The sequence below is a fragment of the Candidatus Gracilibacteria bacterium genome (assembly GCA_041661045.1).
GTDB lineage: Bacteria > Patescibacteriota > Gracilibacteria > UBA1369 > 2-02-FULL-48-14 > 2-02-FULL-48-14.
Genome location: JBAZVE010000001.1, coordinates 459,239 through 485,375, shown reverse-complemented (window position 1 = coordinate 485,375; position 26,137 = coordinate 459,239). Strand labels below are relative to the sequence as shown.

Sequence of the window (26,137 nt, the reverse complement as noted above, 5' to 3'; positions counted from 1 at the left end):
CCCCCCGTGGGGCTTGCCAAAGTAGGCTCAGTATGTTATAATAACACGAAGATTTTCATTTTTACCCTTAACAAAAACAAAAATGAAGTCAAAAACAAAAGTTTTCTCCATTGCCGCCCTCGGTCTCCTCGTGGTACTGGGGCTAAGCCTTTATGCATCGGGAGGGCTCGACAGCCTACAAGGTAAGTTCAGCACTGCTTCATCAGCGCTTGGTACCGTGAACTACGCACTGTCCACTTCAAGTCCAAGTGGATCCAGGACAGTGAGCAGTTCCGATGATGTTTTGGTGATGACGGCATCCACCACAAGGTCAGCCTCTATCCCAGCGGGAAGCACCTTCACGGTCTACTTTTGGACCACTATTCCAGCCTACATCGACGCTGCCGCTGATGGAAGTACGGTCTATTTGAAAAATGGAAGCACGACCATTGGTACAGGAGTAGTGGACCGTACAGATCTCGGAACGGCCTACGCTACAGTGACGACCACATCCAGAGTGAGTCTCACCAGAACTATGCCCGCTACCTTGACGGTCAATATCGACTCCGCCACAGTCTTGGATGAAACCCCTGGAGAGGACGACCCCTTTAATGTTGCCTTCAAGTACGGGTCCACCTGGACGGAAATGGTTGAAGGGAATGTTCTAAACTACTAGTCCCCTTAAAATCCCATTAAAAAGACCCCCGCAAGGCACTAAAGTTCATCTGTGCCGGAGCGGGGGTCTTTTTAATCAATTTACTTCTGCATCTTCTGTCGAATGAATGCCGGAATATCGTATTCGTTTCCGGTGTCTTCACCCATGGGCATAGAAGGAGTGCTGGGACGGTTGTCCTGCATGCTCAAAGGCTTTTGCATGGGAGTGTTCATGCCACTGCTCGCGGGGCGATATTCCCCAAGAGGTCGTGCAATTTGAACGCCGCGTTTGATGTCGTCGAATCCTGTAGCCACCACGGTGATCTTAATTTCACCGGTGTAAGAATCGTTGATAACGGCTCCAAAGATAATATTAGCCTCAGGATCAGCCGCTTCGGTGATGATGCGAGCCGCTTCGTCCACTTCAAACATGGAGAGATCGCTTCCTCCGGTGATATTGAACAGAATTCCCTTCGCTCCTTGAATGTCGAGCTCGAGCAATGGGCTTTCCACGGCGGCACGGGCCGCTTCGGTTGCACGGTTTTCTCCTGTTCCGTATCCAATCCCCATGAGGGCGGATCCGGCATTTTCCATGATGGCTTTCACATCGGCAAAGTCCACATTGATCATTCCATGTACGGTGATCAAATCGGAAATACCTTGCACGCCTTGTCGGAGCACATCATCTACCACTTGGAAGGCTTCGGTGAGCGGTGTCTTTTTGTCGATGAGGGACAAAATCTTGTCGTTCGGAATCGTGATCAGCGTATCCACCTTGTTCTTCAAGTTCTCAAGACCTTCTTCCGCTTGCGTTCGACGGCGGTGTCCTTCGAATGAGAACGGCTTCGTTACCACGGCAACGGTCAAAATACCAAGGTCGCGGGCAATTTCAGCAATCACAGGCGCGGCTCCGGTTCCGGTTCCTCCTCCAAGTCCACAAGTGATGAACACCATCTCAGCTCCATCAATCGCCTGTTTGATTTCTTCGGAAGACTCTTCGGCGGCCTGTCGTCCAACATCGGGGTGACTTCCGGCGCCAAGTCCACGAGTCGTGGCCTTACCAATATTGATCTTGGTGGCCGCTTCACTGTGGTAGAGCGCTTGAGCATCCGTGTTGATCGCAATAAAATCAATTCCTTTGATGTTGGAACGAATCATGCGGTTGAGGGCGTTTCCTCCTCCCCCTCCAACACCGATCACTTTAATGCGCGCCACCGGAGTCACATCTGGAGTGACTTCAAAGTTGCGTCGTTTTGAGCTGGTGCTGGAAAAGAGATTTTTCAAGCTGTCGTCTTGTTGGCCTTGTTGAGAAGCTGCCATAGCTTAAGGGGGTTAAGGGAGTAAGCCGCGGAACCAAGTCTTTAAACTTTGTCCGGCCTTTTCAAAAGAAATATTCTTAAGATTGAATCGATTGGCGTACCCATCTCCCTGAAAACGAGAGCCCCAAATAACAAGCCCGATCACGCTGGCATAAGCGGGATCCTCAATTTTATCCACAACTCCTTCGTAATTGGTGGGGAATCCGATCTGCACAGGCAGATTGAGCACCTCTCTCGCAAGATCAATCACGCCCGGCATTTTAACCGCCGCACCCGCCAAAATGGCTCCGGCCGGCAGCATCCCATCTCTTTGAACTTTAGAAAGTTCGTCTTTCACCATCATAAAGATCTCGTGGTATCGCGCTTGAATGATTTCAGCCAGCTGCTTCTTAGAAACCGTTTGCGTGTCGATTTTTGAAAGCAAAGAAAGATCGATGGTTTCACGGTCATGAATATCTTCAGGGATGCAGGAACCGTACTCAATTTTAATTTTTTCAGCCGTATCGATGGAAGTACGGAGGCCAATGGCAATATCGTTGGTCACATTATCTCCCCCAACGGGAAGAGAAGCGCTGTGCAACACGGTCCCCTCTTCATACACGGCCACATTCGTGCCTCCGGATCCAATATCAATCACAACCGTACCCAATTCTTTCTGTCGTTTGGTGAGCACAGATTCCGCAGCGGCAAGGCCACAAGGAATAATATCGTTGATATCCACACCCGCTTGATGCACGCATTTTTCAATATTCTTAACCGCAGGCACGAGGCCGGTCACCAAGTGAGCCAAAACCTCCAAACGGATTCCGGTCATTCCCACGGGATATTTGATTCCGGTCTGTTCATCCACGGTAAAACTCTTTGGGATGATACGCAAAATTCTTCGATTGTTTGGAATCGCCACCGCTTGGGCCGCCTCCAAAACTCGGTCCACATCGTCTTCAATAATTTCATTTCCGCTGTGAGAAATGGCAATAACCCCCTTGCTGTCCATGGAGGAAATATGGTCACCGGAAATTCCCAAAAACACGGTGTGCACCGGTTCTCCAGCCATTCGTTCGGCGTCCTCCAGGGCGCTGGCGATATTCGAAACCGTTTCTCCAACATCAATAATATTTCCCTTTCGAAGTCCACCGGAAGGAGACACTCCTACTCCAATCACATTGGGAGTGGTGCTTTCTTCATCCATCACGGCGATGGCAACACGAATTTTTGAGTTTCCAATATCGAGGCCGGCGATGATTCGGTGCTTGGGCATGAACCGACTTTAGACCAAGAGTTCCGCCCCCGCAAGCCTTTGTAAGCAAAATAAGGGCTTTTCTAAGCCAAAAAACGCCCATCGAACTCAATTTTTACTCAAAAAATAGGGCTAAAATAAGCCAACACTCGCACACTCGCCACCGCGAAATTTTTGGCTTGCTTTAGCCAAAAAATGTGCGCAAGAGCATCCTGTGCCGCCGCAGGGCTTGAGCAAGCCTTTTGTCCGCGCCCACACTGATGAACAAAAAAGAAGTTCAATAAACCTCATTACAGGCATAAGCTAGCCACAAAACAAACTAAACCAGCCAAAAGTCAACCGCTTTCCGGACACTTCTATTCAAGTCCCGCGTTAAAGCAAGTAGCGTATCTAAGCGGCACGCACCTAACCCCTCTCTATGTTTAAAAAAGCCCTACCCTTCTTGTTGGCCCTTACCCTAGTAGGATGCCAGCTCATCCCCACAGAGCCCGATCCTGAAGCAGAACCCGAAGAGCCAGAGGCACCTCAAGAAGAGGAAGAGGAGCCGACCGTGGATACCAGTGGTCTAGTGGCCTGGGAAGACAGCATTTCCGCAGAAGTTGACTTCTATGAACCTGTGGAACTTCCTCTTTCAGAAATCATGGACGCCAACGAAAGCTATTACGCAGAAAACCCACTGGATGACAGCGACAAGGGAAGAAAAGCTTGGAAAATAGGAACCATTCTTAAGGCCCCCTATGCGGGACAAACCTTAGTATTAGCAAGCCCGCCCTACGATGGGGGTGGAATGGGCGGAGACACGGCTTTCCGGTTTGCAGTTGATGAAAGCACTCAAGAGTGGACCGTTTTACTGAATGCATCTGAGAATGCATACGATGGAGCGTGGGAAGATGCGAGGTCAGAGATTTTCCCAGTGGTAGAGGAAGACACGGAGACAAGAATCCAAGATCTTGAAGTGCCCGATACCCTCGATCTCTACGAAGACACGGAGGTGAGTCTAACAAATGATTTATATATGCTTGCGGCACAAAGCTTCGAAAATCCCAGATCGCCAATCACGCCACTGGAGCTCAATAGTTCCGAGTTTTCACACTTTTACATGATCGATAATTGCCTATACGCTCTCAATAAAGATGGCACCTTGGCGAGGTACAAGCTCACGCCAAAGATATTCAATCAGCTTGAAGTAGACGAGTACCTAGTGGGACAGGCCGAACTTTCATTCACTCCAAATGAAAATGCGCCAAAGCTTAACCCAGAGACCAAGAATTACGCCTTGAGCGTCAACAGCGGTTGCGGATTTGCAAGCGGTTGCATTGTCCAACACTTTCCTACGGCTGAGCAAGAAGCAGAATTGGAGCTTGCGGGGGACTTGGACGGAGAGCCCGTATTCTGGCTCGCTGAGCCTGGAGATTTAGACGAAGAGTCCCCATTTGCCATCGCATTAAGTAGCGCTTATTACGCTTACAAGGCTCGACTTCAATACGACGAAGGGAAAAGTACAGAAGAGCCAATGGCGATCGAATCTTTTGCTCACAGCGGAGACTTCTTTTTCATAAAGCTAGACACGGGAACTTATACCAATGTTGCCAACGCCGCTTACGCCCCCATGGCGGAATGTGGAAAGCCGGTGATCTACTTGTATCCGGAGGAGGAAACCCTAGTGAGCGTTCGTGTAGACATCCCCGTCTTCACCAAAGTGGAACCTTTTTACGGTCCTCGAGGGTGGTTTGTAAAAGCCAAGCCGACGGGAGAACTCTGGAATATTTTTGACGGGAAAACCTACCCTTACTTATTTTGGGAAGGTCAGTCGGATGAAGAAATAATCTTGCAGGACGCAGGATTCACCCTCGCCGTGAGCGAAGTGGCTAAAGCTCTGCCGTCCCTCTTGGTGGACATGGGCCTAAACGCACAAGAAACTGCGGACTTTATGGAATTCTGGCTGCCGGAACTTCAAAAAGTAGAGACTCCTTACATTGAATTCCACTTTGTGGGCAATGCGCTCATGGATCAAGTGGCTCCTTTGCACATTTATCCTCAGCCCGATCAAGTGATTAGGCTCTTCATGTTCTATGAGCCCGCTGCCGAGCCGGGCTTGCCCGCTCCCGAATACCGCGCGCCGGATCGTTATGGCTTTACCGTTGTAGAATGGGGAGGAAGTTTATACTAGGCTTAGTGGCCCTCACGGCCCTAAGCGCCTGCCAACCCGTGGAGAAGAGCTCGTTCCAAGAGAGCTTTTCTTCATGCACGGTTTCCGACATCATCCTGCTCCCTCACCACGCTCTGGTGGAGGACTGGATTTTGGCGCTCTACGCCAGCGTAGACCGAGCGAGTTTCGATAAAATCATTGTGCTCAGCCCCAACCATTTTAGTACCGGACCGGAAGCCATTGCCCGCCCTTCCGAGCAAGAGCACGGCTATTCTCTCCACGAAAAATGGAGCACAGACATGTTTCCGGGCGTAGAAGTGGAGGGCTGGATGCTCAAAACGCCCGGCTCGCCCGAGGCGCTTGAAGCCTTTGCCCAGGAGCTCTCAAGAGCCATCGATGAAGACAATGCCCTCTTGGTTTTTAGCATCGACTTTTCACATTACCTGCCTGGAGAAATCGCCCTACTGCACGACCTTCGCTCCGCGGATATTGTGGAATCCCGCAGCATCGAAGAAGCCGCATCACTGGAAATAGACAGCCCCGCCACCGCCGAACTTTTGCTCCGGGTGCTGGAAGAGCAGGAACTCAGTCTGGAGGTCCTCAAAAACACCAATCCCTCCCTGGACATCGGCCATGACTCATTTGAAAACACCACCCATCTTTTTGGGTGCAGCAGCCCCGCCACGCCGCTCGCCCGCCAAGTCTTCACGCAATCGTTCTTTGCTCACCCTCGTGAATGGTATGAAGGGAAAACAGGGGAAGACCGCTACCTCTACGGCACCGACGAAGCCTTTTTTGACCAAGGCGGCCAAGACCACGCCATTGTAAAAAACGCCGCCGGCGAAATCCTCCAAGAATTCACCTTCGACTATTTCGATTAAAACAAACTGGTCTGAGTCTCTCCGGCCCGCAATTTTTCCCAATCCTTGTTGAGCTTTTCCACTCGCCCCAAGTGTCCACGGAACCCAAGTTCCGCAAACAGCGTTCGCACCTTTTCCACCGCTAAATTGTGGACCTTGGCCGCGTGCAAATCCACCGTAATGCCATCCTCTCTTATTATAGTGGCCAGTTTTTTACACAGATGAGCCTCCGCCTCATGCGCTCGCATCAGTTCACGAATGCGTACGGGCTCCACTTTTTCGATATTCTCATAAATGCCCTCCACGCTGCCCCACTGCTCCAGCAATTTAACCGCCGTCTTTTCCCCAATTCCCGGCACCCCGGGAATATTGTCGCTGGTGTCGCCCGAAAGCCCCTTAAAGTCCGGGACCTGCTCCGGCCACACACCCATTTTTGCCCGCACCGCCTCTCGATCATAACGAATCACCTTGGTGTAACCACTCACCGGAGCCACCACCGTGATGCCCTCTCCCACGAGCTGCAGGGCGTCTTTATCCGCCGTCACAATCAAAACCTCAATGTCCGGATGTTTTTTTCTCAGTTCCGTGGTCACAATTCCCAGGTAGTCGTCCGCCTCCAAGCCCTCTTTTTCAAAACAAGGCACCGAAAGCGCGTCCAGAACCTGCCTCACTCGAGGGAATTGGCCAATCAACTCATCGTCCGTTTTGGCCCGCGTCCCTTTGTAATCCGCAAACAGGGCATCGCGAAAGGTGGGCCCCTTCATATCCCAAGCCACGGCCAAATAATCGGGGTGTTCGTATTCCAAAATCCCCAAAAGAATCCCGGTGAAGCCAAAAACCGCATTGGTGAGCTCACCTGATGGAGCTCGCAAAGTCTGGGGAACCGCGTGGTAGCAGCGGTGGATCAAGGCATTCCCATCAATAATCACGAATTTCTTCACCATAGAAGAATAGCTAAGAAGCCCTTTTAAATCCACCCGTTATCTGCTATAATGTCTTAATGTCATCAACAACCACAAAGCTCAAGGTCCGGATTCCTCACATCGTACTCGATGTGCGCGGCGCTGACCCCGCTCTGGTGGACAGCCTAACGCCGGGCTTGGAAGAACTCCCCGCCCGCTTCCATATTTTGGGAGGATCAGGGAAATCCATTCCTCATGTCTTTTCTCTCGAAGAGGCCCTGGAGGAAGCCCACATTTGGGTGGTGCTCAGCCCAAAACTCCCCCCCCAGTTTTCCATGATCGTGGATCACGGCATTGTGCCGGTCATGCTTCAAGGCTTGCATAAAGATGCCGAAAATTACAACCCGGTAGAAGAGAGTGGCAACGCCATTCTTTTTCAAAAGCTTGGGGTGTGGAATATTCACGCCGCCCTCGTCCGAGTCATTGAAAACTTCGCCTTCGTCTACGATTGGGAAAACCTCCGCAGCCAAGGCAAGGCCCTGATGAAGATTTAGTCAGCCGTTCAGTCCAAAGACCCCCCGTTGGGCCCCCCGGAATCTGCTCCAGAGGTGATGTTTGCGATGAGATCAAAAATCTCACCCAGGTTGATGTATTGAATCACATTCAGCCCCATGGCGCGGCCGATGATGGCAACAATCGCCACGGAAAACATCGTCACCACAAGCCCGACAATAGCATAACGGATCGTGGAAACGGCCTGTTTGATTTTATCATCCTGTCCACCGGAAAGAATAAAGGAAATTCCGCCAAAGAAGATGAAAACCACGCTCAGAAAACCCGCCACAATAATGGCGTACGCAATAACTCGATTGATCACCTCAATGGCATCGTACTGCTGAGCAACATCCAAAACGGACCCTTCGGTAACAGCGGCAATAACAAGTGTGGAAAGATTCATAGCCCAGCTATACTACACGGACTGTCCTTCCGGTTCAATGATTTTCAAATTGTATCGCGCATCCAGCTTGGCGCCCATCATACGGAGCAACACGCGGAGCGATTTTGCCGTTTGGCCCGCTTTTCCAATAATCTTTCCCATATCTTCCTTATTCACCTTCAAGGTGATGAGAACGCCAAGGTCATCCACCGTTTGAGTCACCTCCACTTCTTCGGGGTGGTCCACAATCGCTTTCACTACAAATTCAATAAAATCTCGAGCGTTGTCGTGCAAGTCAGAAGCCATAAAAATGGGAGTTAGGGATTAAGCAGCAGGAGTCTCCTCGGCTGGAGCCTCGGCCACAACGGGCTCTTCGGCTACAGCGGCGGGCTCTTCAGCTACAGGTGCCGCTTCAACCGCGGCGGGCGCAGGAGCACTGGCTTCAGGAGCGGCCTTTGGGGCAGCCACTTCAGCGGGCGCACTCTTGCTTCGGTGCTTTTTATTACGAAGTTCCATGAACTTTTCCATTCCGGACATCCCATTGGTCTTTAAGAGAGACGCAACGGAGTCGCTGGGCTGAGCGCCCTTGGAAATCCAAAATTCAATCCGTTCTTTATTGAACTCGATCTTCTTCCCCTCTGCAGGGTTGTAGAACCCAAGAATCTCTTGGTTGAGTCCTTTTACAGCGTTAGATTTTTCAGCCAATACAATGCGGAATGCCGCTTGGTTTTGCTTACCGATTCGAGTCAGACGGATAACCTGCACAAGTTCAGGGGTTAAAATTATTGCCTACCGATTGTAGTTACGAAGCAAGAATTGTCAAGCAGAAAGCGGAAAAATGGCAGGGAAAGGCCAAATAGTCACCCTCCCCGCCCACCACACCCTAGACAAAACCACCAAAACCCTCCCCATTCACTCTTAAGAGTATGGTTTACAACAAATTTGGACGGGTCAAGCCAGTGGCCTTTCAGGCTCGGGGTTCTCTAATTTGTAGTCCGCCAGTACCTGGAGGATATCATCGGTGCTGCTTGCGGAGTTCAGCCTGCCAAAGACGCTGGAAAATAAGGCTTGAGGAATCCAAAATAAAACGAGCGTGCGGTAGATTAAAAACGCTTGAGAGGGCATATCTTTTTCATCCGGCCAAGAAAATACACCCGTGCGGATTTGTTGAAGTTGGTCTTCTGGCAGAAAGGCAGAGAGGGTGTTTGCTACTTCATCACGCCAAATCGATTCTTTTCTGAGGCGGTCAAACAAATCCCCGTAAATTTTTCGCAAAAAGCCCTGATCGGAAGGAACTCCTTTTATCCACTCTTGAAGCTGAACCTCGGCACCACCCGAAAAACCACTTACAGAGAGATAAAGAAAAGAGAGTGCACGATTGATAGCCGTAGGATAATCAGGAGCGGTACCCACAAAATACATCAAACCAGGCCGAAGCCTGTCCGCCACCAAGCGGCCAAGAGCAAACGCAACAGATTCTGGGCGTTCCGACCCTTCCTTCAAAATATCCTGTCGAATGCCGAGAGTGACCTCCAAAATTGAAAGATGACTCTGGGTGACTGATTTAGCCGGCAAAGCATCTACCCGGCCTGCCAAACGGATAAAAAAAAGGTCTACAGTCAGGCCTGACTCTTGCAAGAGCTCATCAACAATAGGCTCACTAAAAAAAGAAGCAGCAAGAGACAAACAGTCTTCGGCATCATAACCTTCATCTAAACCAGCAATCATCACCTCTAGGTTCCTCATCAAAGGGTCATGAACTAGAGGATAGCTCGATAAAAAATCCTCACAAAAAGCCCTCAACCCCTGTAAAATGAGTTCGTGCGGAGGAGGAACCGTTTCTAGTTTTTTCTTCTTAGTCATAACTATTCAACCACCGTCCTTAAATCCTTAACCCAGTCCTTTCCAAGGTGCAGGTTGAGTTTGAGCAAGAGCTCATGACGATGAACAAAGACCCGTTGGGCCCAGATGCTGCTGGGGACGGCCACAAATAAGATGCCGGCTTTTAAAAATTTGGGATGCACGGCTTCGGGCAAGTCGTCGCCCACAATGGTGGGAAGAATGGTGCGGAAGCGCGCGCACACCAAACCGGCCCGGGCCTCGCGGGTCAATTTATATTTTTTGAGGGCGTTGGGGACGAATTGGGAAAAGTGGACAAAGTCGTTCATAGCGAGGCCTCATTAAAGGGCTTCATTGTACACCGCCAGGGTTCTTTCCGCCATCTTTTCCCAAGAGAACTTGAGGCTGTGCTTGAGTCCACATTCGCGCAACTCTTTTTGCAGAGTCTCATCGAGCAGCAGTTTTTGGATGGCATTGCAGATGTCTTGAGGGTCGTAAGGGTCAAAATAGAGAGCACTGGCTTCCCCACAAATTTCCGGAATGCAGGAGCTTTTGGAGGCCACCACCGGAGTTCCGCAGCGCATGGCTTCAAGCGGAGGAAGGCCAAACCCTTCGTAAAGTGAAGGGAAAACATAAGCGGTTGCACTCTGATACAAGGCCACCAACTCTTTTTCGGGAACCATGCCGGTGTAAACCGTGTGATGTTCAAGACCAAGTTCTTTCACGGTGCGCTTCACCTCGGGGTAGTAAGGATCCTCCTCACCCGTGATGACCAATTGAAAATCAAAAGCCTCGGGCCCCTCACGGAGCAGCGCAAAAGCCCGGATCAAATTCACCAAATTCTTGTGCCCGCGCCAAACTCCGGTGTAGAGCAAAAAGTCCCTCGCAACACCATATTTTTGAAGAATCTGCTCCTGAAATTCCTTATCGCCGCGCGGCCCAAACTCTTCTCCAACCCCCTCGTAAATCACTTCCACTTTGGCGGGCGCCGTGTGGGCGATTTCGATCAAATCCGCCTTGGTATTCTCAGAAACCGCAATCACTTTTTTAGCATTTTTAACAGCCGATTTGAGCACAAGATTATAGGCGGCCCGGTAAAAGGCTGAGTTCATTTTTTTGCCCGGGAAAAAAGACAAAGTCAGGTCATGAATGGTCACCACGCTGGGTGCGCGGTAAAAAATCGGTGCATTGAAATGAGTGAAATGCATCAAGTCCAACTTGGCGCGTTTCAGCGTCCACAAATAACCCAGCTGTTCTCGCAAGGAGTAATGCTTGGCTTTTACGAGAACTTTTTTGACGCGGCGCGTTTCCTCAAATTTTTCGTATTCCGGCGAATTCATGAAAAGGACGAACTCGTTTTTATCATCCAGTTCCTTCAGCTGTTTAACCAATTCATACACATATCTTCCAATTCCCGTAAACTCCGTGCTGTACATTCGAGCATCGATGCCGATTCGCATGGGAATATTTTAAAGCGAAACTGTTTTACCCGAACTCAGCCCCCCGCGCAAGCGGCACCCAGGCACTTCAGTGCCTAAGCAATAACGCCGCGCAAGAGGCACCCCCCGCTTTCGCTTGCATAGCAGTTCTTGCTTTGCTACAGTGCGCAAGCCCTTAAGTGGGATGGTAGCTCAGTTGGTTAGAGCGCTGCCCTGTCACGGCAGAGGTCGCGGGTTCGAGTCCCGTTCATCCCGCCACTTTTTGAGTTCATTGAACTTCTTGAACTGAAAATCTGGCTGAGGCACCAAAGAGATTTCAATGGGCTCCCCCCCCGAAAGCTCCAAACGCAAAGTGCCAAACTTGAACAGATGCTGAAAGGCCCCAATCTGTTTTTTTTGAATGTCCTGAATTTTACCCAAGTCAACGGCGGTCTTGCTGTCCCTAAAAAATACAGATTTATCCAAAATCACCACGCGCATATTGGTGGCGATCACCGTGCTGAGGTAGTAACGAAACACACAAAGAAATTGATGATGAATCAACCCCGTGATGAAAAGAAGGCCCAAAACAATGAGGCCCACCATCAAATTCGTGGGATTTTGAGCCCCAAAAGTGTAAATGAGGAGAAAGATGAAAGCAAAGAAAGAGAGGGGCAGCGTGGTCAAAGGAAGTGCGATGTGAATCCAGTGTCGACGAAAGTAGGAGAGCACCACCTCATCATCCATCTGGCCTTTAAAATTCTTGCGCGGAGAAGTCATGATTGAGGAGTGAAAAGGCAAAAATGAACCCGGCGATGGTGGCCAAAAAGACAATGGTGAGGTAGGCATAAACAAAATATCTCAACCGCACAAACCCAAAAAGAAGCGTGTACACCGATTCAGCAAAACAGTACGCGCGGATGTATTTGTAGAGCCTATAAACACTCCAAAAACACAACGAAACAGAGATCAGTTCCGCCGAAACCAGAAGCCAAAAAATCCAGTTCATAGGCAGTGGTTACGAGAGTCTTAAATGCTACCCTTTTTGTGAGTGGAGTCAACGACTTGGTCTTGCTATAATCAAAGAGATGAAATTCTTCAGTGAACTCAATACGCCGTTTGAAGGGAAACTTATTTTTTTAGATATAGATGGGACCCTCACGGAGGAGGGTTCAGACAAAATAAAGGCGCCGGTGCTGCGGAAAATAAAAGAGCTTAAAGCCAAGAATGAACTGCATTTGTGCACCAATAGCAAAGACATAAGCCGGAACAGAAGAGTCGCAAAAACTTGTGGGGTCCCCTACTTGGAGACCAAGCTTCGCAAGCCGAATAAAAAGCTACTGGATCTAGTGGGGAATGAGGGCGGGAAGCCGCTCCTTGTGATTGGGAACTTGGCCATCATCGATGGGCGCCTGGCCCGTAATAGTGGAGGCGATTTTATACAAGTTAAAACCCTCGTGGGTCGGGATGAATCGTGGATCGACAAAGTGCTTTACCTCCTGGACGCAAAAATCTTTTCCCGGCTAATATGAAGAAAGCACTCGTCATTTTCAACCCCGTTTCAGGGCACAAGAAATGGGGCGACACAAGCGCCCTATTTCAAGGTATTTTAGAAAAACACGGTTACGACTACACATGGTACGAAACAAGGCCAAACCAAGATCTTTTGCCGCTTTTTAAGAACCCATACGATCGAGTGGTAGTGAGCGGCGGCGACGGCACCGTGGCGGAAGTGGTGCGCGCCATGATGGAGACCAAGGCGGAAATGCCACTCGTGGTGGTGCCGCAAGGCAGCGGGAATTTACTCGCCCTCTCGTTGGGCATTCCACTGCTCCAGCCCGGTCGCGCCCTCAAAATGGGACTCACCGGCAAACCTCGTTCGTTGGACATCATGCGCATCAACCGCACGCACTACGGAACCATTGCGGTTGGCCGCGGCTACGACGCCTTTCTCATGCAAGAAACTCCGCGCGAACTCAAGCGGAAACTGGGCCTGCTCGCTTATGCTTGGGTCTTTTTAAAAACAGCTCTGTTTTACCGGCCGGAGCCTTATAAACTCACCATAGACGGGCAGCGAAGTGCCGTGTTTGCCCGCAGCATCATGGTGTTCAACGCCTTCCCCTTTCCCCTCGTGCCCATCCGGCCTGACGATGGAGTGCTCAATATACTCGTGCTTACTTCCAAGGGCTTACTGCAGCACCACAAGGGTAAAACGATTTCTATCAAAAGCCCCAAAGAGTTCAAATTCCAATTGGATGGGGAGGTGTTGAAAGGAAAAGTGGTGACCGTGGAAACACTCCCCGCCGCACTTAAGATCATTTGTAAAAAATAATGGAAACTTTTCAAACCATCCGCAAACTGCTCCGCATTGAACAATGGTACAAAAACCTCATCATTTTTGCTCCGGTGTTGTTTGCCACAAGCGTCCAGCCTTGGTCGAATCTCCTCCTTGGGTTCATCGGCCTCTGTGCAATTTCTTCCGTGACCTACATTGCAAACGACTGGCTCGACCGGAGCAAAGACCGCCTCCACCCCACCAAAAAAAACCGCCCCCTCGCCAGCGGAAAAGTCACCGGGAAGGAAGCACTCGCGGTTACCACCGTTCTCTTGCTCATCGTCGTGGCCGTTATAAGCCAAGTCGGCATTTTTTATGGACTGCTGATTGGGCTCTACTTTCTGTTCACCACGGCCTACTCTCTTGGGCTCAAAAATCTACCAATACTCGATCTTTTACTCATTGGAGCCAACTTCATGCTCCGCATGGCAGCAGGCCTAAAAGAGCCCCCCGAAGCACTTCAAATTCCCTACTTTGTTTTTTTATTTTCACTCATTCTCCTCTTCCTTACACACAAACGCCGTAGTGATATCAAACTGCTCGGCAGCACTCGTGCCGCAGAGCACAAACCCGTGCTCCGCTACTACACTCCATTTGTCTGCCATCCCATCCGCATCGCCGCCTACTTACTGATTGTCGGTTCTTCCTATCAACTGTATAAAGCGGGCTGGCCTCTCCCCCAACTCATCCTACCCCTGGCACTGATCATGTACACCAGCGCGCTTTTCATTAAAGATCCGGCTCTGGTGATCAAGCCCCACTACCTTTTGAAGAATAAAGCCTGGGTCGCCTTACTTTTGCTGTGCGTCATTGCGGCTTTAGTGTAGCTTCCAGATGGTGTCACCGCAGCGCCTCCACCCTTACTTCTCAAACAACTCCCCCTGGAACCCAGCGCTCAAAAAAATCTTTCCATCAGGCCCGATCAACATGGCTTCCACCAGACCGCAAAGCGACCCATCCGCCCCCAACAGAGCCTTGGCTTTTTCATAGCCCATCACAAAAAGTGCTGTGGAGTACGCATCCGCCAAAAGGGCCGCGCTTGACTGTGTGTAGACCGCCAGCATATCGGAGGCTGGCTGGCCGTTACGGGCATCCACCAGGTGGTGCTTGTCTCGCCAGCTTCGGCGCGAAGGACTGCTGCACGCCAAAGCCAAATCACTCGCGTCCACAAAGCCAATGCCCTTGGTGATATCCGTGGGATGCTCAAAAACGATCCGCCATCCTCGGCGGAGCTCTGAATCATCCCCTCGCACACGCAAATCGCCGCCGGCATTGATGCACACATTTTCAAAGTCCTGCAAAAAGCTATCCATGCGGTCGATGGCGTAGCCCTTTCCAAGCCCGCCGAGTTCCATCGCTGCTCTCAGTCGCACTTTTCCCTCCAGCAGGTCAATTCGCCCCGTGTGCCCGGGCACGCTTTCTTTTAAGGAATAGTTCGCATCGTACCCCCAGCCCTCCAAAATGGTTTTCACAGTAAGATCAAAAGCGCCGCCTGTTTTTTGTTTCACCCGCTCCCCGAACTCAATCAACTTGTAGAACTCTTCACTCACCGCTGTCCACTGCCCCACCCGAGCGTTGAGTCGGCTCAGTTCGTTGCCTTCCAAGAATCGCGAATAAGTCTGCTCAATTCGGTCCGCCTCTGCAAAAGCCAGTGCCACGGCCGCCCGTGCCCGCTCTTCATCCTCTTCTGCACCCAAAACCACCGTCACCAAAATGGGCGTTCCTAGCGCACGATGCTGGAGCTCAATTCTCACAGAGCCGCTTCCATTTTAATGCTGGCCAAGGCCTGATCAAAACCATTGGGAGTGAGTGAGCTGCCATTCACGGAGCTGTATCCCCCGATTTCGTCCAAAGATTTACCGATCACTTGAGCGGAAATCCCCTCCGTAAAAAGCTGCTGATAAATGACGCTGTTTGCATCGGTGGCTTTATTCTGAATGCTCACGCTTGTGACGATGTCGTTCTCAACGATCAAAGAAACCCCAATGCTCTCGGCGCCGGCGGGGCTGGTGTAGCTGCCATCAGCGGAATAAGTGCCATCTTCATACACACTGCTTTCTTCGGCAGACGCAGAGTCACTGCCGGTGGATCCGTTTCTAGTGGAGCTGGTGTCCTCGGGGTCGTCCTCTACTTGAGGCACTGGATTTCCATCCTCATCCGTCGCTTCATCCATTTCGAGAGTGTCTATCCCGGTCGCCTCCTCAACTTCTTCAGCAGTTGGGATCTCCAAATCAGGGTCCACCACTTCACGATCACAGGCTGTAAAAAGAAGTCCGCTGACGATGAACAAAAAGAGTGCGTAACGAATGGTATTTTGCATGGAGAGTGTTAGAATACTGTGGAAAATACTTTCTCACACACGCCTATGAAATTCAAGCTCGATCCCATCAAACGGTTTGCACTCTTCCTTTCGGTTTTTGCAGCAGTGGCCTTGGGTTACAATTGGGGAAGCGCAAGCGTACTCCACTTGGGGCTCACGCTGGGTTTTGGCCTCTTGCTCTACGCGTTTTACACGCGGTTTTCGAGCAAGCGTAAGAACATTTGGGACACCGTGGTCACTTGTTTATTGATCTTCCTCGTCTTGCATCCGGCAGGCGGACTCCCCGCGCTTGTTTACCCCGTGCTCGCCACGGTCACGGCCATCACCCTCAAGTTTTTTGTAGAATGGAAGAACTCTCCCATCATCAACCCCGCCGCAACGGGAATTTTAATCAGCGCGGGACTGGGTGCCATCGTGGGCTGGGACCTCCCCTTCGCCTCTTGGTGGGGCGCTTCCTTTTGGGTTGTGAATTTTTGGGGCGTCGAACTGCCCATTTCCCTGCTCTTGATGGCGGTATGGATTTTTGGAGGATTTGCCGTGTGGCGTAAATTTCCTCTGGTGGTCAGCTTTCTTGCGGTCTTTGCGGTGCTCCATTATCTCCGCACGGACGCCGAGGCCCTTCGCTTCACCTTTATGGATTCTTTCATCTATTTCTTTGCCTGCATCATGCTTGCGGAACCCAAAACCTCCCCATTCCTTCCATGGAAGCAGGTGGCGTACGGAGCCATGGCCGCTGGGATTTTCGGAATCTTTGCGCAGTTCAGCCTTCCGTATCCAGAACTCTTTGCTTTGATCGGTGCCAATTTGGTGAGCGCAGGATTCAAGTGGGAGCCCGCATTCAAGCAAACGGCAACTACTTGATCACTTTCCCGTTGAGGTAAACGGCCACTTCCTTTTGAGTTTGCAAACGGAAAGGAGCACCATCCACCACCACCGTTTGGTCCAAATCCCCATGTTCTCGGGTTTGGTTCGCCGCAATGGTGAAGATTTCCAATTTTGCTTGTGCGATTTCTTCCTTTGCCGCCTGCACGCGTTCGCGGTATTCGCTGTATTCCAAATTGTCCGTAAGAATCTGCTTCAAGTGTTCATCTTTACGATCCTTGGCCTGTTTTTTGAGGTCCTTGAGTTGAAGCATAAGATCTTCCAGCTCCATGGGGATATCGTCTTCAATATCCTTCATCAGACTTTTGAGCTCTTTGAGTTCTTGAAGTTTCTCTTGAAGAAGCTTGATCTTTTCTTGCATAACAGCGTCTGCCATGGGTGCTTGAGTTAAAGTGCCGCCAGCTTAGCAAAGGGCTTGAGACGGAAGCAATACATTTGTATGCTTTACTCATGAGCATCGTCACCAAGTCCGGAGATCAAGGGGAAACCAGTCTGTATTCGGGAGAAAGAGTCAAGAAAACAGACCCAAGAGTGGAAGCCGTGGGCGTTTTGGATGAGCTCAATTCCAACCTCACCGGGCTGGAGCTCGAAGACATTCAGGAAAACATTTTTTTGATTGGATCTTTGGTGGCGGATACGCGTGTGGATGCCGGCCGCGTGGTGCTTGAAGAAGAGCTCAAGCGCTTGGAAAAAAGCATTTATGAATTGGAGAACGAACTGCCTCCGCTCAAGAATTTCATCCTGCCTGGCGGTCATCCGCTGGCTTGCCAAGTGCACCGTGCCCGCGCCATTTGCCGCCGTGCTGAACGCCGAGTGTGTGAAGTTTCCGGTCTCCCAAAAAACATCACCCCCTACCTCAATCGCCTTTCCGATTTTCTTTTTGTCTTGGCCCGCAAAATAAATATGGATACAAAAACGGATGAAATTATTTGGAAGGTATGATACAGTGATCTTCCGTTTAGCTCTTAACCCCGCCACCATGAGAATTCACAAAAGGGTCCGCAATCTTACAGAGCCGGAACAGGAACAATTCGAAACTTATCTGGCCAAAAAGTTGGAGGCATTGATGCCAGTGATTGAAGCGCATTACCCGGACTCGGATGCCGTACATTTCTTTCCCGAAATTCAAAAACACCACAAGCACACCGCCTTCGCGTTCACCTGTATTTTGGAGATTCCACGAAAACGCCTCATGACCAGCGAAACCAAACACACCATCACCGAAGCCCTGGATTTTGCCATAGAAAAATTGGAGCAAAGACTGACCAAACATTTAAAACGCTTGCGCGAACCTCCTCGAAGACAAAGATCCATTCGTACGATGAAATCTTTGGCTCCGGAGCTGAGCTCTGAAATGGCGGAAGAAGCCTTTGTATGATTTATTTAGACTATGCCGCCACTACCCCCCTCGACCCGCGAGTGCTCGAGGCGATGATGCCGTATTTGACGGAGCATTTCGCCAACGCCTCCTCCATCCACCAAATGGGTCAGACGGCTCGGGGCGCCATCGACAGCGCGCGAAACACCTGCATGGAACTTTTGGGAGCCTTTTCTCCACACGAAATCATTTTTATGGGAAGCGGAACGGAATCCTGCAACACCGCCATTTATGGCGCAGCCTTTGGAAGACAAGAGAGAGGCAAGCATCTGGTGGTTTCCGCCATCGAACACCCCGCTGTTTTGGAGCCCGCCCGTTACTTGCGCGACAATTTTGGCTTTGAACTCACTGAAGTGGCGCCGGACAGCGAAGGGCTTATTCACCCCAAAGAAATTGAAGCCGCTCTGCGCAAAGACACCGTACTGGTTTCTGTGATGCTGGCCAACAATGAGGTGGGCACACTGCAGCCGATCAAAAAAAGCGCAAAAATATGTAGAGACCGTGGGATTTTGTTCCACACCGATGCCTGCCAAGCTCCAGGATTTTCAGACATCAATGTGGATCACTTGGGGGTGGATCTGCTGAGCCTCAATGGCGGTAAAATTCATGGCCCCAAGGGGATTGGGCTCTTGTATATTCGCGAAGGGCTGCAAATCACGCCGCTCATTTTAGGGGGCGGACAAGAGTTTCGCATGCGAGGGGGAACCGAGAACACGGCGGCGATTGTGGGTTTTGCCAAAGCCTTGGAACTCACCCTCAAGGACAGCAAAAAAGAAGCCGCACGAATTGGAGCTTTGCGAGATGAACTTTTAGAAGGCCTCCTCACCATTCCGGGCCTCTCGCTCAACGGTTCACAAGAACATCGTTTAGAAAACAACATCAACATCCATGTTCCCGGTCAACTCGGCGAAACTCTTGTCATGCGCCTGGATCTGGAAGGCCTCGCCGCCTCCAGCGGCTCGGCCTGTTCTTCCGGAAAAACCGAACCCTCCTCCGTGCTCCTCGCCATGGGTCAATCCCCCAAAAAAGCCGGCGAGTCCTTGCGCCTCACTCTGGGCCGCGAAACCTCGTCCGCCCAAATCAGCTCTGCGCTCAAAATTCTGAAGAAGGTTCTTAAATGAGTAAGCTTAGGGCCGCAGTCACTACTTTTCGAACTTCTTGGAATGTTTGTATAAATGTCGGGGGGAAGCTTAGAGCTTGGTCTTCCGCCAACACTTCTTCGCGGTAGAGGCATTCCTCCCTATGTCTTTTGCAGTATTGCGCATAAACAGCCTCAAGCCCTTTTCGTCCATAACCGGCCCAGCTCCCCCACTTCGCTTTGGGATGGGGCTGGTCTTGCCACTCCTCCGAAGCCAGTTCCACAGCAGGGTCCAGTTTATATTTATCACAAAAAAACCACACAAACTCACTAAAATCCAGCAAGCGCTTCTCGGAGGAGCATAAAAAACTGTCCGGCAAAACAAAAACCCTATCGGGCCGCGGACCTTTAGCTTCTTCTAGTGAATGCATATGCTTTACGATTGGCCGCATCTTAAGCTAAAATGCGGGTAAATTCAATTCTATGTCACTTCTCAGCCTTTTTGTCGCCCTCATCGCCGCCGGAATTTCGGGTGCCGCAGCCTACTTTTTAATTCATCCACAAGAAACGGGAGACCTAAAAGACGCGGAGCAGAAGCTCAAGGAAGCGGAGGCGGAGGCAAAGCAAATCGCTCATGAGAATAAAGAACGCATCTTGGCCATGCAGAAAGCCTTTGCAGCGGAGGAAGCCAGCATGGAAGAAACACTGGAGAAAAGCGAAAAACTCATCAATCAAAAAGAGGAAATTCTAAAACGGAGAGAAGACCGAAACAAAGGGGTGGAAGAGCAAGTACAGCGCCTCAAGGCGGACTTGGAACAACTTTCAAAGGCTGAGGAAGAGCTCGGCAAAAAGACGGTGGAGGAACTGGGCAAACGCAGCAAACTCACGCCAGAAAAAGCCCTGGAAGAAGCCCGGGCCAACCTGGACGAGCTCATCCAAACCAACGCGGAAGCACGCAAAAAACAAGCGCTTGAAGACTTGGAAGAAGACGCATCCCGACATGCCAAATCCATTTTGCAAATTGTGATCCAACGCTTGGGCGTGGGCAGTTCGGTGGATAAAAACAACACCTCCATCACAGTAAAAGACGACAAGTTCAAGGGACTCTTGGTTGGAAAAAATGGAATCAATGTGGAATATTTCGAATCCCTGCTGCCAGTATCCATCATCTTCAACCTTGGAAACCCTCAAACCATTCATGTGGGTGGAGTGAATTTAATTCGAAGAAATATCGCCAAACGAGCCATCGAAAAACTTCAGACGCTGGCAAAAAAGAAAGGGTCCATCGATCACGAACTCATTAAGCAAGCGGTGGATGAGGCGGACAAGGAAATCATGGCACTTTGCGATCAGAAAGGAGCAGAATCCCTCAAACTCTTGGGTCTGGACCCCAAAACCACCCCCGCCGAGTTGGTGAACTACACCGGACGACTCTACCTGCGAACCAGTTACGGACAAAATGTTACGGGCCACTCCAACGAGATGGCCTTTGCCGCTCGCATGATCGCGGATGCGATTGGAGCGGACACGCAAGTGGCGATGCAAGCAGCCTTTTATCACGACATTGGCAAAGCCATCGATCATGATGTGGGAGGCGCGCACGACGACCTTTCCAAAGAGATTTTAGAAAAACACGGCTACGACCCCCGCATTGTTCACGCGGCCTTTGCGCATCACGACAAAGTGCCCTGCGTGGCACCGGAAGATTTTATTGTGAAAGCAGTGGATGCCATATCGGGAGGCCGCCCGGGTGCGCGCCAAGAGTCGGTGACCAACTATTTTGAGCGCATCCAAAAACTGGAAGAAGCGGCCATGTCCTTTAAGGGCGTGAACCGAGTCTTCGCCATGTCGGCGGGGCGTGAACTTCGCGTGATGGTGGACCGCGACCGCATCCAAGATTCAGACATGCAAGCCCTGGCGGAGAGCATGGCGGACAAAATCGAAGAGGAAGTTGCCTTCCCGGGAGTGATCAAGGTAAACTTGATCCGCACCACCAAATCTGTGGACTATGCCCGTGAACTGCATAAGCCTCGCAAGTAGGCACTTCAGTGCCTAAGCAATAAAGTTGCGCAAGCAACATCAATAAGCTCCACAAATAACCCCCGACTTATGTCTGAAGAAAATGGAAAGAAGAAATCCAGCATGGATGACATCATCATGGGTGCCATTTTGGGCACGGCCATCGGATCCGCCATCGGAATGGGATTGGCGCCAAAGAAAGGAAGTGAAACGCGTGAAGTGGCCAAAGAAACCGGCACGGGACTTTTAAAACTGGGTAAAAAACTGCTAAAAAAGGCGATCCACAAACTCAAATCCAGCCCAAAGGCTGCGGTGGACATGAAGGAAATTCCAAACGAAATGGAAATTTTGCCTCCAAGCGGACCCACATCCAAATCCCTAGATCATGACTAGAAGTCAGACTCAAGTGCTTGCCGGAGCTTTGCTCTCCGTGGGGCTGCTTTCTTTTGTTGCGGCGGCTTACCACATCACAAAGCTCCCCGATGCCCACTTTTTAAGCAGAATACACGCCGACCAAGTGGATTTTTCCGCATACTCTTCGTTTGAAGAGGCCGCGCTCGCCCTACAAATTGAAGAAGAAAACTTCCTCACCGCTCCCCTCACTCTCGTCTCCGAGCGCGGCCAAATCACCACTTCTCTCGGAGCCCTCGGCGTGGATGCACAAAGCGAAGACAGCGTTCAATATCTGCTCAATTTCCCAACGGATGCCAACGCCCTCGACAAAATCACCCTCTATCTTTTTGGGCAAAATTTGAGCCCCACCCTCACCATCTCGGAGCAAGCACTCAAAACCGCTTTCGCCGAGACCGGAATTGAGCAGGGAAATAAAGATGCAAGCTTTGGTGTGGAGAATGGACAAGTCGTGATTCTGGAAGAGCAAATAGGATATGGAATAGATCTCAAAACCCTCACCAAACAAATCGAAGGATATTGGGAGAATGGAGCCACCGTTCCCGCCTCCGACACCCTCCCCTTGCTCACCAGCGAACCCGCCATCCGCACGGCGGAACTCGAATCCCTTCTCCCTCTCGCGGAAAAATTTGCAAAGCGCAGCTTCACTCTCACCGATGAATACGGGGACTCTTGGGATTTGGCGATGATCGATCACATCGATTGGATCAAGCCCGTCACGGAATTCAGCAGCACGGGAGCGGAATGGGAAATCAACGAAGCGCCCTTCATCACATTTGTAGAAAACACCCTCGTGCCGGAAGTGGAACAAGACCCGCTTCCTGTTGTGATCACAGAAAAAGAAGACGGATCTTATGAATTCACCGGCAGCGCCCGATTTGGCCGAGAAATCGATAAAACCGAGCTGCGAACCGCACTTTTTAATGCGCTCCAAACAGAACCCACGGAAGAGGAGCCCGCTTCTTCCATTGCCCTCCCCCTCATTCAAACTAAACCGGAAATCACCGTCCCCGATTCCCTCAAAGAGCGCGGCATCACGGAGCTTGTGGGCGTGGGCTATTCCACTTACAAAACCTCACCCACCAATCGAATCGCCAATGTGAATCGCGGCTTTCAGCAATTCAACAGCATCATTATTGAACAAGGGGCGGAATTTTCTTTCACCGGTCTCATGGGCCCCATCGATGCCGCCCACGGCTGGCTCCCCGAACTCGTGATCAAAGGCGATGAAACCATCCCCGAATACGGCGGCGGCCTTTGCCAAGTGTCTTCCACCATGTTCCGCGCCGCCCTCTACAGCGGCCTCCCCATCACCGCGCGCAAAAATCACTCCTATGCGGTTTCCTACTACGCCTACCCGTACGGTTACGGCCTGGACGCCACCGTCTACGATCCCAATCCGGATCTCCGCTTCATGAACGACACCCCCGCCGATCTCCTCATTCAAGGCTACACCGATGGCTTCGACGCCTACTTCGTATTTTATGGAACCAACGACGGCCGCACCGTGACCATGGAAGGTCCTTACAGTTACGACTACACTTCCATCAGCACGCCCCAAATCACCATAACCGACGAACTCGCCCCCGGCGAGCGCGTGCTGGACTCCTACGCCCACACCGGCTTCAAAACCGACTGGTACCGCACCGTGCTTTACCCCACTTACACCGAAGACCAGCTCACCGACCCCAACTTCATCATCAGCCCCTACGCCGCCACCGCCAGTGGCGTGCGCGAAAACATCCACTCCGCCTACGAAGCCCGCCCCGCCAAGTATTTAGAGGGTGCCAGCGAGTAGTTAAAACCCGCCAAGGTTCAGCCATTGATGGTCACCACTGGATGTCCAGCCATCACAAACATTCACACCGTTACTATTCGTGTGGATTTCATCCAGACTTAGGACATCATCTCCTTGCATGGTAAACACTTTCGCAGACGCTGACCCCGATTTTGCACTTACAAATCTATAATTTACCCCCGCGGCATCAAAAGCGGACTTCGCACTGAGGGCGTGCGCCGCACCCGCATAAACAACCACAAAATCTTCACCAAAACCAAGAGCCGTTTGAGCTTCACCTTCGGCAACGACCGTTCTTCTAAGTTGAGACCCCCTATTATTATCCTCCTCAATCTGATTCAAGAGTCCACAAAAACAATCCTGTCCCTCGGGACTCAGTGTGTCAGCCTCCGTCGCCCGTATGAGTTGTGAGAGAGTATAAAGCTCACCCCCTGAGGCACAAAAAGATTGGCCAGGGGTATCGAACATAGCCAGGCCCTCATCAGCGTTTCGCAAAAGCTCAAGAGACTCTCTTTCAAGCGCTTTATCATATTGTGGTGCAACCAGACGAATATCTTTAGGGTAAGCAACGGCAGCAGCCATGCTGGCTATTACAGGTACAATCCCAACCAGTGTCTCCGCCTCTCGAGGCCTTTTGCGGGCAGGCAAGTCGTAGAGTTCCACAAGAGGCAGAAAAGCATCGCGATAGGGATGGTCTTTGGGCACGCCCCGCGAGCTGGCAATCCATCCCTCCAAGGATTTTTCGGAGAAGTTTTCTTGTACCAGAGGGAAAGACCCTCTTCGACGAACCAAATCTTGAAGAATAGCAAAATTATCCCTTTGAACCAAAAGACCCTCTTGGGTTTCGGGGTGCTCGTCCATAATATAGACGATGGTTTGTACAGCACCTGCAATATCACACCGTTCGGCAAGCACAACCCCCTGCTCCGGAGGGCGCCACCCGCATTTGTCTTTGGGACTTCCCTCTACTTCTTTTGCTCCCGCCAATGCGAGCAACCCTCCTGTCAGTAAAAGACCAAGTCGATTGCTCATAAGTCATTGTTTGATAAGGCCGAGAAATAGAGTTTAAGCATTAGCCCAAAAAGCTTCCTCGGCAGTGCGCAGGATTTTCTCTCTCGTCATAGCACTGCGAGTAAGAAGAGGCACCTGGTTCAAGTCCACTGGATCAACTACCCCTGCCCATAACCTTTCGATGGACTCATGCACTTCCCGCACCTTTTCTGCCGTAAGGCCCCTAGGGTGCACGCCCAATACTCGTTCAGTTAGCCCATCAAAACCACCCCGTACATTTTCAAGCATATGAAACAGCGCATCATAACGGGAACGGAAAGTCTCTGCATCTAAAGCGGGCCGTCCACCAGTCCACCCACTATTGCTTCCATCCTCACGAAGATGGCACCATTTACCGTCTTCAAGATAAGACAAAACAATTGCTTCACTATTATGTTTTAGATGCCAAACCCTTCCAATGCCAACTTCTAGACGGCAAGAATTTTGCCCATCAAAACGACTAGCGGGCTTCGCAAAAGTCCCATTAGGACGACGAACGACATTCTTAGAACTTCCATCAGGACGACGAAGGACTTCCTTAAAAGTCCCATCCGTCACAGAGGCCGGCAAGTTGGCGTGAAGATATGAGCTCGCGCCATCTTGAGGGTCAACAAGGTTGCCAAACACCTCATGCCCTGTAGTTTTCCCCGTATGGTCAGTACCCGGAAGAGATAAGCCATGATTAGGAGAGGAGTGCTTGATAAGTTGAGCAAGCAATGGAACCAGCTCATCGGGGCGTCTAAGGGTTTCAGACATGATAGGCATGTTAAAAGGAGCGAATCATAGTATGGTTTTCATATATTGTCAAGAGCCTATTCCCCCGCCTTCTTTTTTAGAAGTCGTAGCCGTTTTTTGACCTCTTCGTTGTAGGGGTCCAGTTCCAAGATGCCTCCCAGCGTATCGATGGCTTCATCCAAACGAACCAATCGTTCGTAGTAATCGGCCAAAATGAGCTTGAGCTCGATGTCTTTAGGTTTACGGCGGGCGGCGCGTTCAAAATAGTGCAGGGCTTTGTCGTCTTCGCCGAGTTCAAAATAAACCTGGCCCAGGCTTTGCAGCCGTTCTCCTCGTTTATCATCCAGGGCAATGGCGTTTTCGTACGCCTCGGCAGCCTCCACCAGCCGTTGTTGCTGATACAGCGCCGCCCCAAGATTGCTGAAATACACCGGATCCTGCTTCAGGTTCACGAGCTTGGAAAAGTACAGTTCCGCTTGCCCAAAATCCCCCTGCTTCATGAACAAAAGCCCCAATTTGTGGTGAGCTTCCAGGTGGTTCGGTTCCGCGTCAATCACGGCCAGCAGCAAAGGCTCCGCCTCATCGAATTCCTTGCGGCTCATGTGCGTATCGGCCGTCAAAAAAGTTTTGCGCACGCTTCCCAAAAGTTCAGTTTTTTCATCATCCACTTCCGCTTGGTTGAACTCTTCTTCTTGAGTGGCCTCCTCTACAGCCTCTTCCTCCTCCTTATCCAAAGTTTCTTGAAAAATGAGGTCTTTTTGAGTCATGCGAAGCCGGCGGAAAAAAATGAGCAGAAGGCTGAGACCGGAAGTGATGAGAAGGAGCCAAGCAAGCATA

31 protein-coding genes and 1 tRNA gene are annotated in these 26,137 nt (G+C 50.9%); 14 read left to right on the top strand and 18 right to left on the bottom strand.

From position 1 onward, the window contains the following. The first annotated feature begins 82 nt into the window (after nt 1–82). Nucleotides 83–655 (top strand): hypothetical protein, encoded by a 573-nt coding sequence (locus WC777_02235; GenBank protein MFA6024012.1) that lies wholly within the window; start codon nt 83–85, stop codon nt 653–655. 80 nt (nt 656–735) lie between these two features. On the opposite strand, the gene ftsZ is transcribed toward WC777_02235, so the two are convergent. Both ftsZ and ftsA read right to left on the bottom strand, forming a co-directional pair. After that, nucleotides 736–1,953 (bottom strand): cell division protein FtsZ, encoded by a 1,218-nt coding sequence (gene ftsZ / locus WC777_02230; GenBank protein ID MFA6024011.1) that lies wholly within the window; start codon nt 1,951–1,953, stop codon nt 736–738. Nucleotides 1,954–1,965: 12 nt separating this feature from the next. Next, nucleotides 1,966–3,210 (bottom strand): cell division protein FtsA, encoded by a 1,245-nt coding sequence (gene ftsA, locus WC777_02225; GenBank protein MFA6024010.1) that lies wholly within the window; start codon nt 3,208–3,210, stop codon nt 1,966–1,968. Between the two features lie 397 nt (nt 3,211–3,607). Between ftsA and WC777_02220 the strand changes: the two genes are divergently transcribed. Further along, complete coding sequence (locus tag WC777_02220) at nt 3,608–5,359, top strand: hypothetical protein (GenBank protein MFA6024009.1); 1,752 nt, start codon at nt 3,608–3,610, stop codon at nt 5,357–5,359. A 5-nt stretch (nt 5,360–5,364) separates the two neighbouring features. Then, on the top strand, nt 5,365–6,219 hold the full coding sequence (locus tag WC777_02215; GenBank protein ID MFA6024008.1) for a hypothetical protein: 855 nt from the start codon (nt 5,365–5,367) through the stop codon (nt 6,217–6,219). Here WC777_02215 and WC777_02210 read toward each other — a convergent pair. Then, complete coding sequence (locus WC777_02210) at nt 6,216–7,142, bottom strand: 5'-3' exonuclease H3TH domain-containing protein (GenBank protein MFA6024007.1); 927 nt, start codon at nt 7,140–7,142, stop codon at nt 6,216–6,218. The genes WC777_02215 and WC777_02210 overlap by 4 nt on opposite strands. Nucleotides 7,143–7,198: 56 nt before the next feature. Here WC777_02210 and WC777_02205 point away from each other — a divergent pair, with 56 nt between their 5' ends. Continuing rightward, entirely contained in the window at nt 7,199–7,654 is a 456-nt protein-coding gene (locus tag WC777_02205) for a hypothetical protein (GenBank protein MFA6024006.1), read from the top strand. On the opposite strand, the gene WC777_02200 is transcribed toward WC777_02205, so the two are convergent. The 6 genes from WC777_02200 to WC777_02175 form a co-directional block, all read right to left on the bottom strand. Continuing rightward, complete coding sequence (locus WC777_02200; protein ID MFA6024005.1) at nt 7,651–8,058, bottom strand: hypothetical protein; 408 nt, start codon at nt 8,056–8,058, stop codon at nt 7,651–7,653. The genes WC777_02205 and WC777_02200 overlap by 4 nt on opposite strands. Before the next feature lie 12 nt (nt 8,059–8,070). Further along, nucleotides 8,071–8,343 (bottom strand): KH domain-containing protein, encoded by a 273-nt coding sequence (locus WC777_02195; protein ID MFA6024004.1) that lies wholly within the window; start codon nt 8,341–8,343, stop codon nt 8,071–8,073. An 18-nt stretch (nt 8,344–8,361) separates the two neighbouring features. Then, nucleotides 8,362–8,802, bottom strand: a complete 441-nt coding sequence (gene rpsP / locus WC777_02190; protein ID MFA6024003.1) for a 30S ribosomal protein S16 — start codon at nt 8,800–8,802, stop codon at nt 8,362–8,364. 153 nt (nt 8,803–8,955) lie between these two features. Beyond that, entirely contained in the window at nt 8,956–9,900 is a 945-nt protein-coding gene (locus tag WC777_02185) for a hypothetical protein (GenBank protein ID MFA6024002.1), read from the bottom strand. A gap of 2 nt (nt 9,901–9,902) precedes the next feature. Continuing rightward, nucleotides 9,903–10,205 (bottom strand): DciA family protein, encoded by a 303-nt coding sequence (locus WC777_02180; protein ID MFA6024001.1) that lies wholly within the window; start codon nt 10,203–10,205, stop codon nt 9,903–9,905. Between the two features lie 12 nt (nt 10,206–10,217). Further along, a complete protein-coding gene (locus WC777_02175; GenBank protein ID MFA6024000.1) occupies nt 10,218–11,336 on the bottom strand; it encodes a glycosyltransferase family 1 protein in 1,119 nt (372 codons plus the stop codon). A 160-nt stretch (nt 11,337–11,496) separates the two neighbouring features. On the opposite strand from WC777_02175, the gene WC777_02170 reads away from it, so the two are divergent. Beyond that, a tRNA-Asp gene (locus tag WC777_02170) sits at nt 11,497–11,573 on the top strand. Between the two features lie 475 nt (nt 11,574–12,048). On the opposite strand, the gene WC777_02165 is transcribed toward WC777_02170, so the two are convergent. Then, nucleotides 12,049–12,303 carry a hypothetical protein gene (locus WC777_02165; protein MFA6023999.1) on the bottom strand — a complete coding sequence of 85 codons (255 nt, stop codon included), beginning with the start codon at nt 12,301–12,303 and terminating at the stop codon, nt 12,049–12,051. Between the two features lie 79 nt (nt 12,304–12,382). Between WC777_02165 and WC777_02160 the strand changes: the two genes are divergently transcribed. Genes WC777_02160 through WC777_02150 form a run of 3 tightly spaced genes read left to right on the top strand, consistent with a single transcriptional unit; the run spans nt 12,383 to nt 14,456 of the window. Then, complete coding sequence (locus WC777_02160) at nt 12,383–12,907, top strand: hypothetical protein (protein MFA6023998.1); 525 nt, start codon at nt 12,383–12,385, stop codon at nt 12,905–12,907. After that, nucleotides 12,823–13,626 carry a diacylglycerol kinase family protein gene (locus WC777_02155; protein ID MFA6023997.1) on the top strand — a complete coding sequence of 268 codons (804 nt, stop codon included), beginning with the start codon at nt 12,823–12,825 and terminating at the stop codon, nt 13,624–13,626. Before WC777_02160 ends, WC777_02155 begins: the two co-directional genes overlap by 85 nt. Continuing rightward, a complete protein-coding gene (locus WC777_02150; protein MFA6023996.1) occupies nt 13,626–14,456 on the top strand; it encodes a UbiA family prenyltransferase in 831 nt (276 codons plus the stop codon). The genes WC777_02155 and WC777_02150 overlap by 1 nt, the downstream gene beginning before the upstream one ends. A gap of 33 nt (nt 14,457–14,489) precedes the next feature. On the opposite strand, the gene WC777_02145 is transcribed toward WC777_02150, so the two are convergent. From WC777_02145 to WC777_02130, 4 genes are all read right to left on the bottom strand, one after another. Next, complete coding sequence (locus WC777_02145) at nt 14,490–15,383, bottom strand: FAD:protein FMN transferase (GenBank protein MFA6023995.1); 894 nt, start codon at nt 15,381–15,383, stop codon at nt 14,490–14,492. Further along, nucleotides 15,353–15,949, bottom strand: coding sequence for a hypothetical protein (locus WC777_02140; GenBank protein ID MFA6023994.1), 597 nt, complete (start codon nt 15,947–15,949; stop codon nt 15,353–15,355). Before WC777_02140 ends, WC777_02145 begins: the two co-directional genes overlap by 31 nt. A 387-nt stretch (nt 15,950–16,336) precedes the next feature. Further along, a complete protein-coding gene (locus WC777_02135; GenBank protein MFA6023993.1) occupies nt 16,337–16,795 on the bottom strand; it encodes a hypothetical protein in 459 nt (152 codons plus the stop codon). 7 nt (nt 16,796–16,802) lie between these two features. After that, nucleotides 16,803–17,207 carry a hypothetical protein gene (locus tag WC777_02130; GenBank protein MFA6023992.1) on the bottom strand — a complete coding sequence of 135 codons (405 nt, stop codon included), beginning with the start codon at nt 17,205–17,207 and terminating at the stop codon, nt 16,803–16,805. 74 nt (nt 17,208–17,281) lie between these two features. On the opposite strand from WC777_02130, the gene WC777_02125 reads away from it, so the two are divergent. From WC777_02125 to WC777_02115, 3 genes are read left to right on the top strand one after another with little or no spacing between them, the layout of a single operon-like run. Next, the gene (locus WC777_02125) at nt 17,282–17,800 is read left to right on the top strand and encodes a cob(I)yrinic acid a,c-diamide adenosyltransferase (GenBank protein ID MFA6023991.1); all 519 of its coding nucleotides are present in this window, start codon (nt 17,282–17,284) and stop codon (nt 17,798–17,800) included. A 10-nt stretch (nt 17,801–17,810) separates the two neighbouring features. Beyond that, nucleotides 17,811–18,218 carry an HPF/RaiA family ribosome-associated protein gene (locus WC777_02120; protein ID MFA6023990.1) on the top strand — a complete coding sequence of 136 codons (408 nt, stop codon included), beginning with the start codon at nt 17,811–17,813 and terminating at the stop codon, nt 18,216–18,218. Beyond that, nucleotides 18,206–19,384 carry a cysteine desulfurase family protein gene (locus WC777_02115; protein MFA6023989.1) on the top strand — a complete coding sequence of 393 codons (1,179 nt, stop codon included), beginning with the start codon at nt 18,206–18,208 and terminating at the stop codon, nt 19,382–19,384. Before WC777_02120 ends, WC777_02115 begins: the two co-directional genes overlap by 13 nt. Here WC777_02115 and WC777_02110 read toward each other — a convergent pair. Further along, nucleotides 19,323–19,718, bottom strand: a complete 396-nt coding sequence (locus WC777_02110) for a hypothetical protein (GenBank protein ID MFA6023988.1) — start codon at nt 19,716–19,718, stop codon at nt 19,323–19,325. The genes WC777_02115 and WC777_02110 overlap by 62 nt on opposite strands. 52 nt (nt 19,719–19,770) lie before the next feature. Here WC777_02110 and WC777_02105 point away from each other — a divergent pair, with 52 nt between their 5' ends. The 3 genes from WC777_02105 to WC777_02095 all read left to right on the top strand — a co-directional run bounded on the left by WC777_02105 (nt 19,771) and on the right by WC777_02095 (nt 23,515). Continuing rightward, nucleotides 19,771–21,327: an Rnase Y domain-containing protein gene (locus WC777_02105; GenBank protein ID MFA6023987.1), complete on the top strand. Its 1,557-nt coding sequence runs from the start codon at nt 19,771–19,773 to the stop codon at nt 21,325–21,327. A 69-nt stretch (nt 21,328–21,396) separates the two neighbouring features. Continuing rightward, complete coding sequence (locus tag WC777_02100; GenBank protein ID MFA6023986.1) at nt 21,397–21,699, top strand: YtxH domain-containing protein; 303 nt, start codon at nt 21,397–21,399, stop codon at nt 21,697–21,699. Further along, on the top strand, nt 21,692–23,515 hold the full coding sequence (locus WC777_02095; protein MFA6023985.1) for a VanW family protein: 1,824 nt from the start codon (nt 21,692–21,694) through the stop codon (nt 23,513–23,515). The genes WC777_02100 and WC777_02095 overlap by 8 nt, the downstream gene beginning before the upstream one ends. Here the strand turns inward: WC777_02095 and WC777_02090 are convergent, their stop codons facing one another. From WC777_02090 to WC777_02080, 3 genes are read right to left on the bottom strand one after another with little or no spacing between them, the layout of a single operon-like run. Continuing rightward, nucleotides 23,516–24,547, bottom strand: a complete 1,032-nt coding sequence (locus WC777_02090; protein ID MFA6023984.1) for a hypothetical protein — start codon at nt 24,545–24,547, stop codon at nt 23,516–23,518. Between the two features lie 33 nt (nt 24,548–24,580). Then, nucleotides 24,581–25,321 (bottom strand): hypothetical protein, encoded by a 741-nt coding sequence (locus WC777_02085; GenBank protein ID MFA6023983.1) that lies wholly within the window; start codon nt 25,319–25,321, stop codon nt 24,581–24,583. Nucleotides 25,322–25,377: 56 nt separating this feature from the next. After that, entirely contained in the window at nt 25,378–26,136 is a 759-nt protein-coding gene (locus WC777_02080) for a tetratricopeptide repeat protein (GenBank protein MFA6023982.1), read from the bottom strand. Between the last annotated feature and the right edge of the window lies 1 nt (nt 26,137).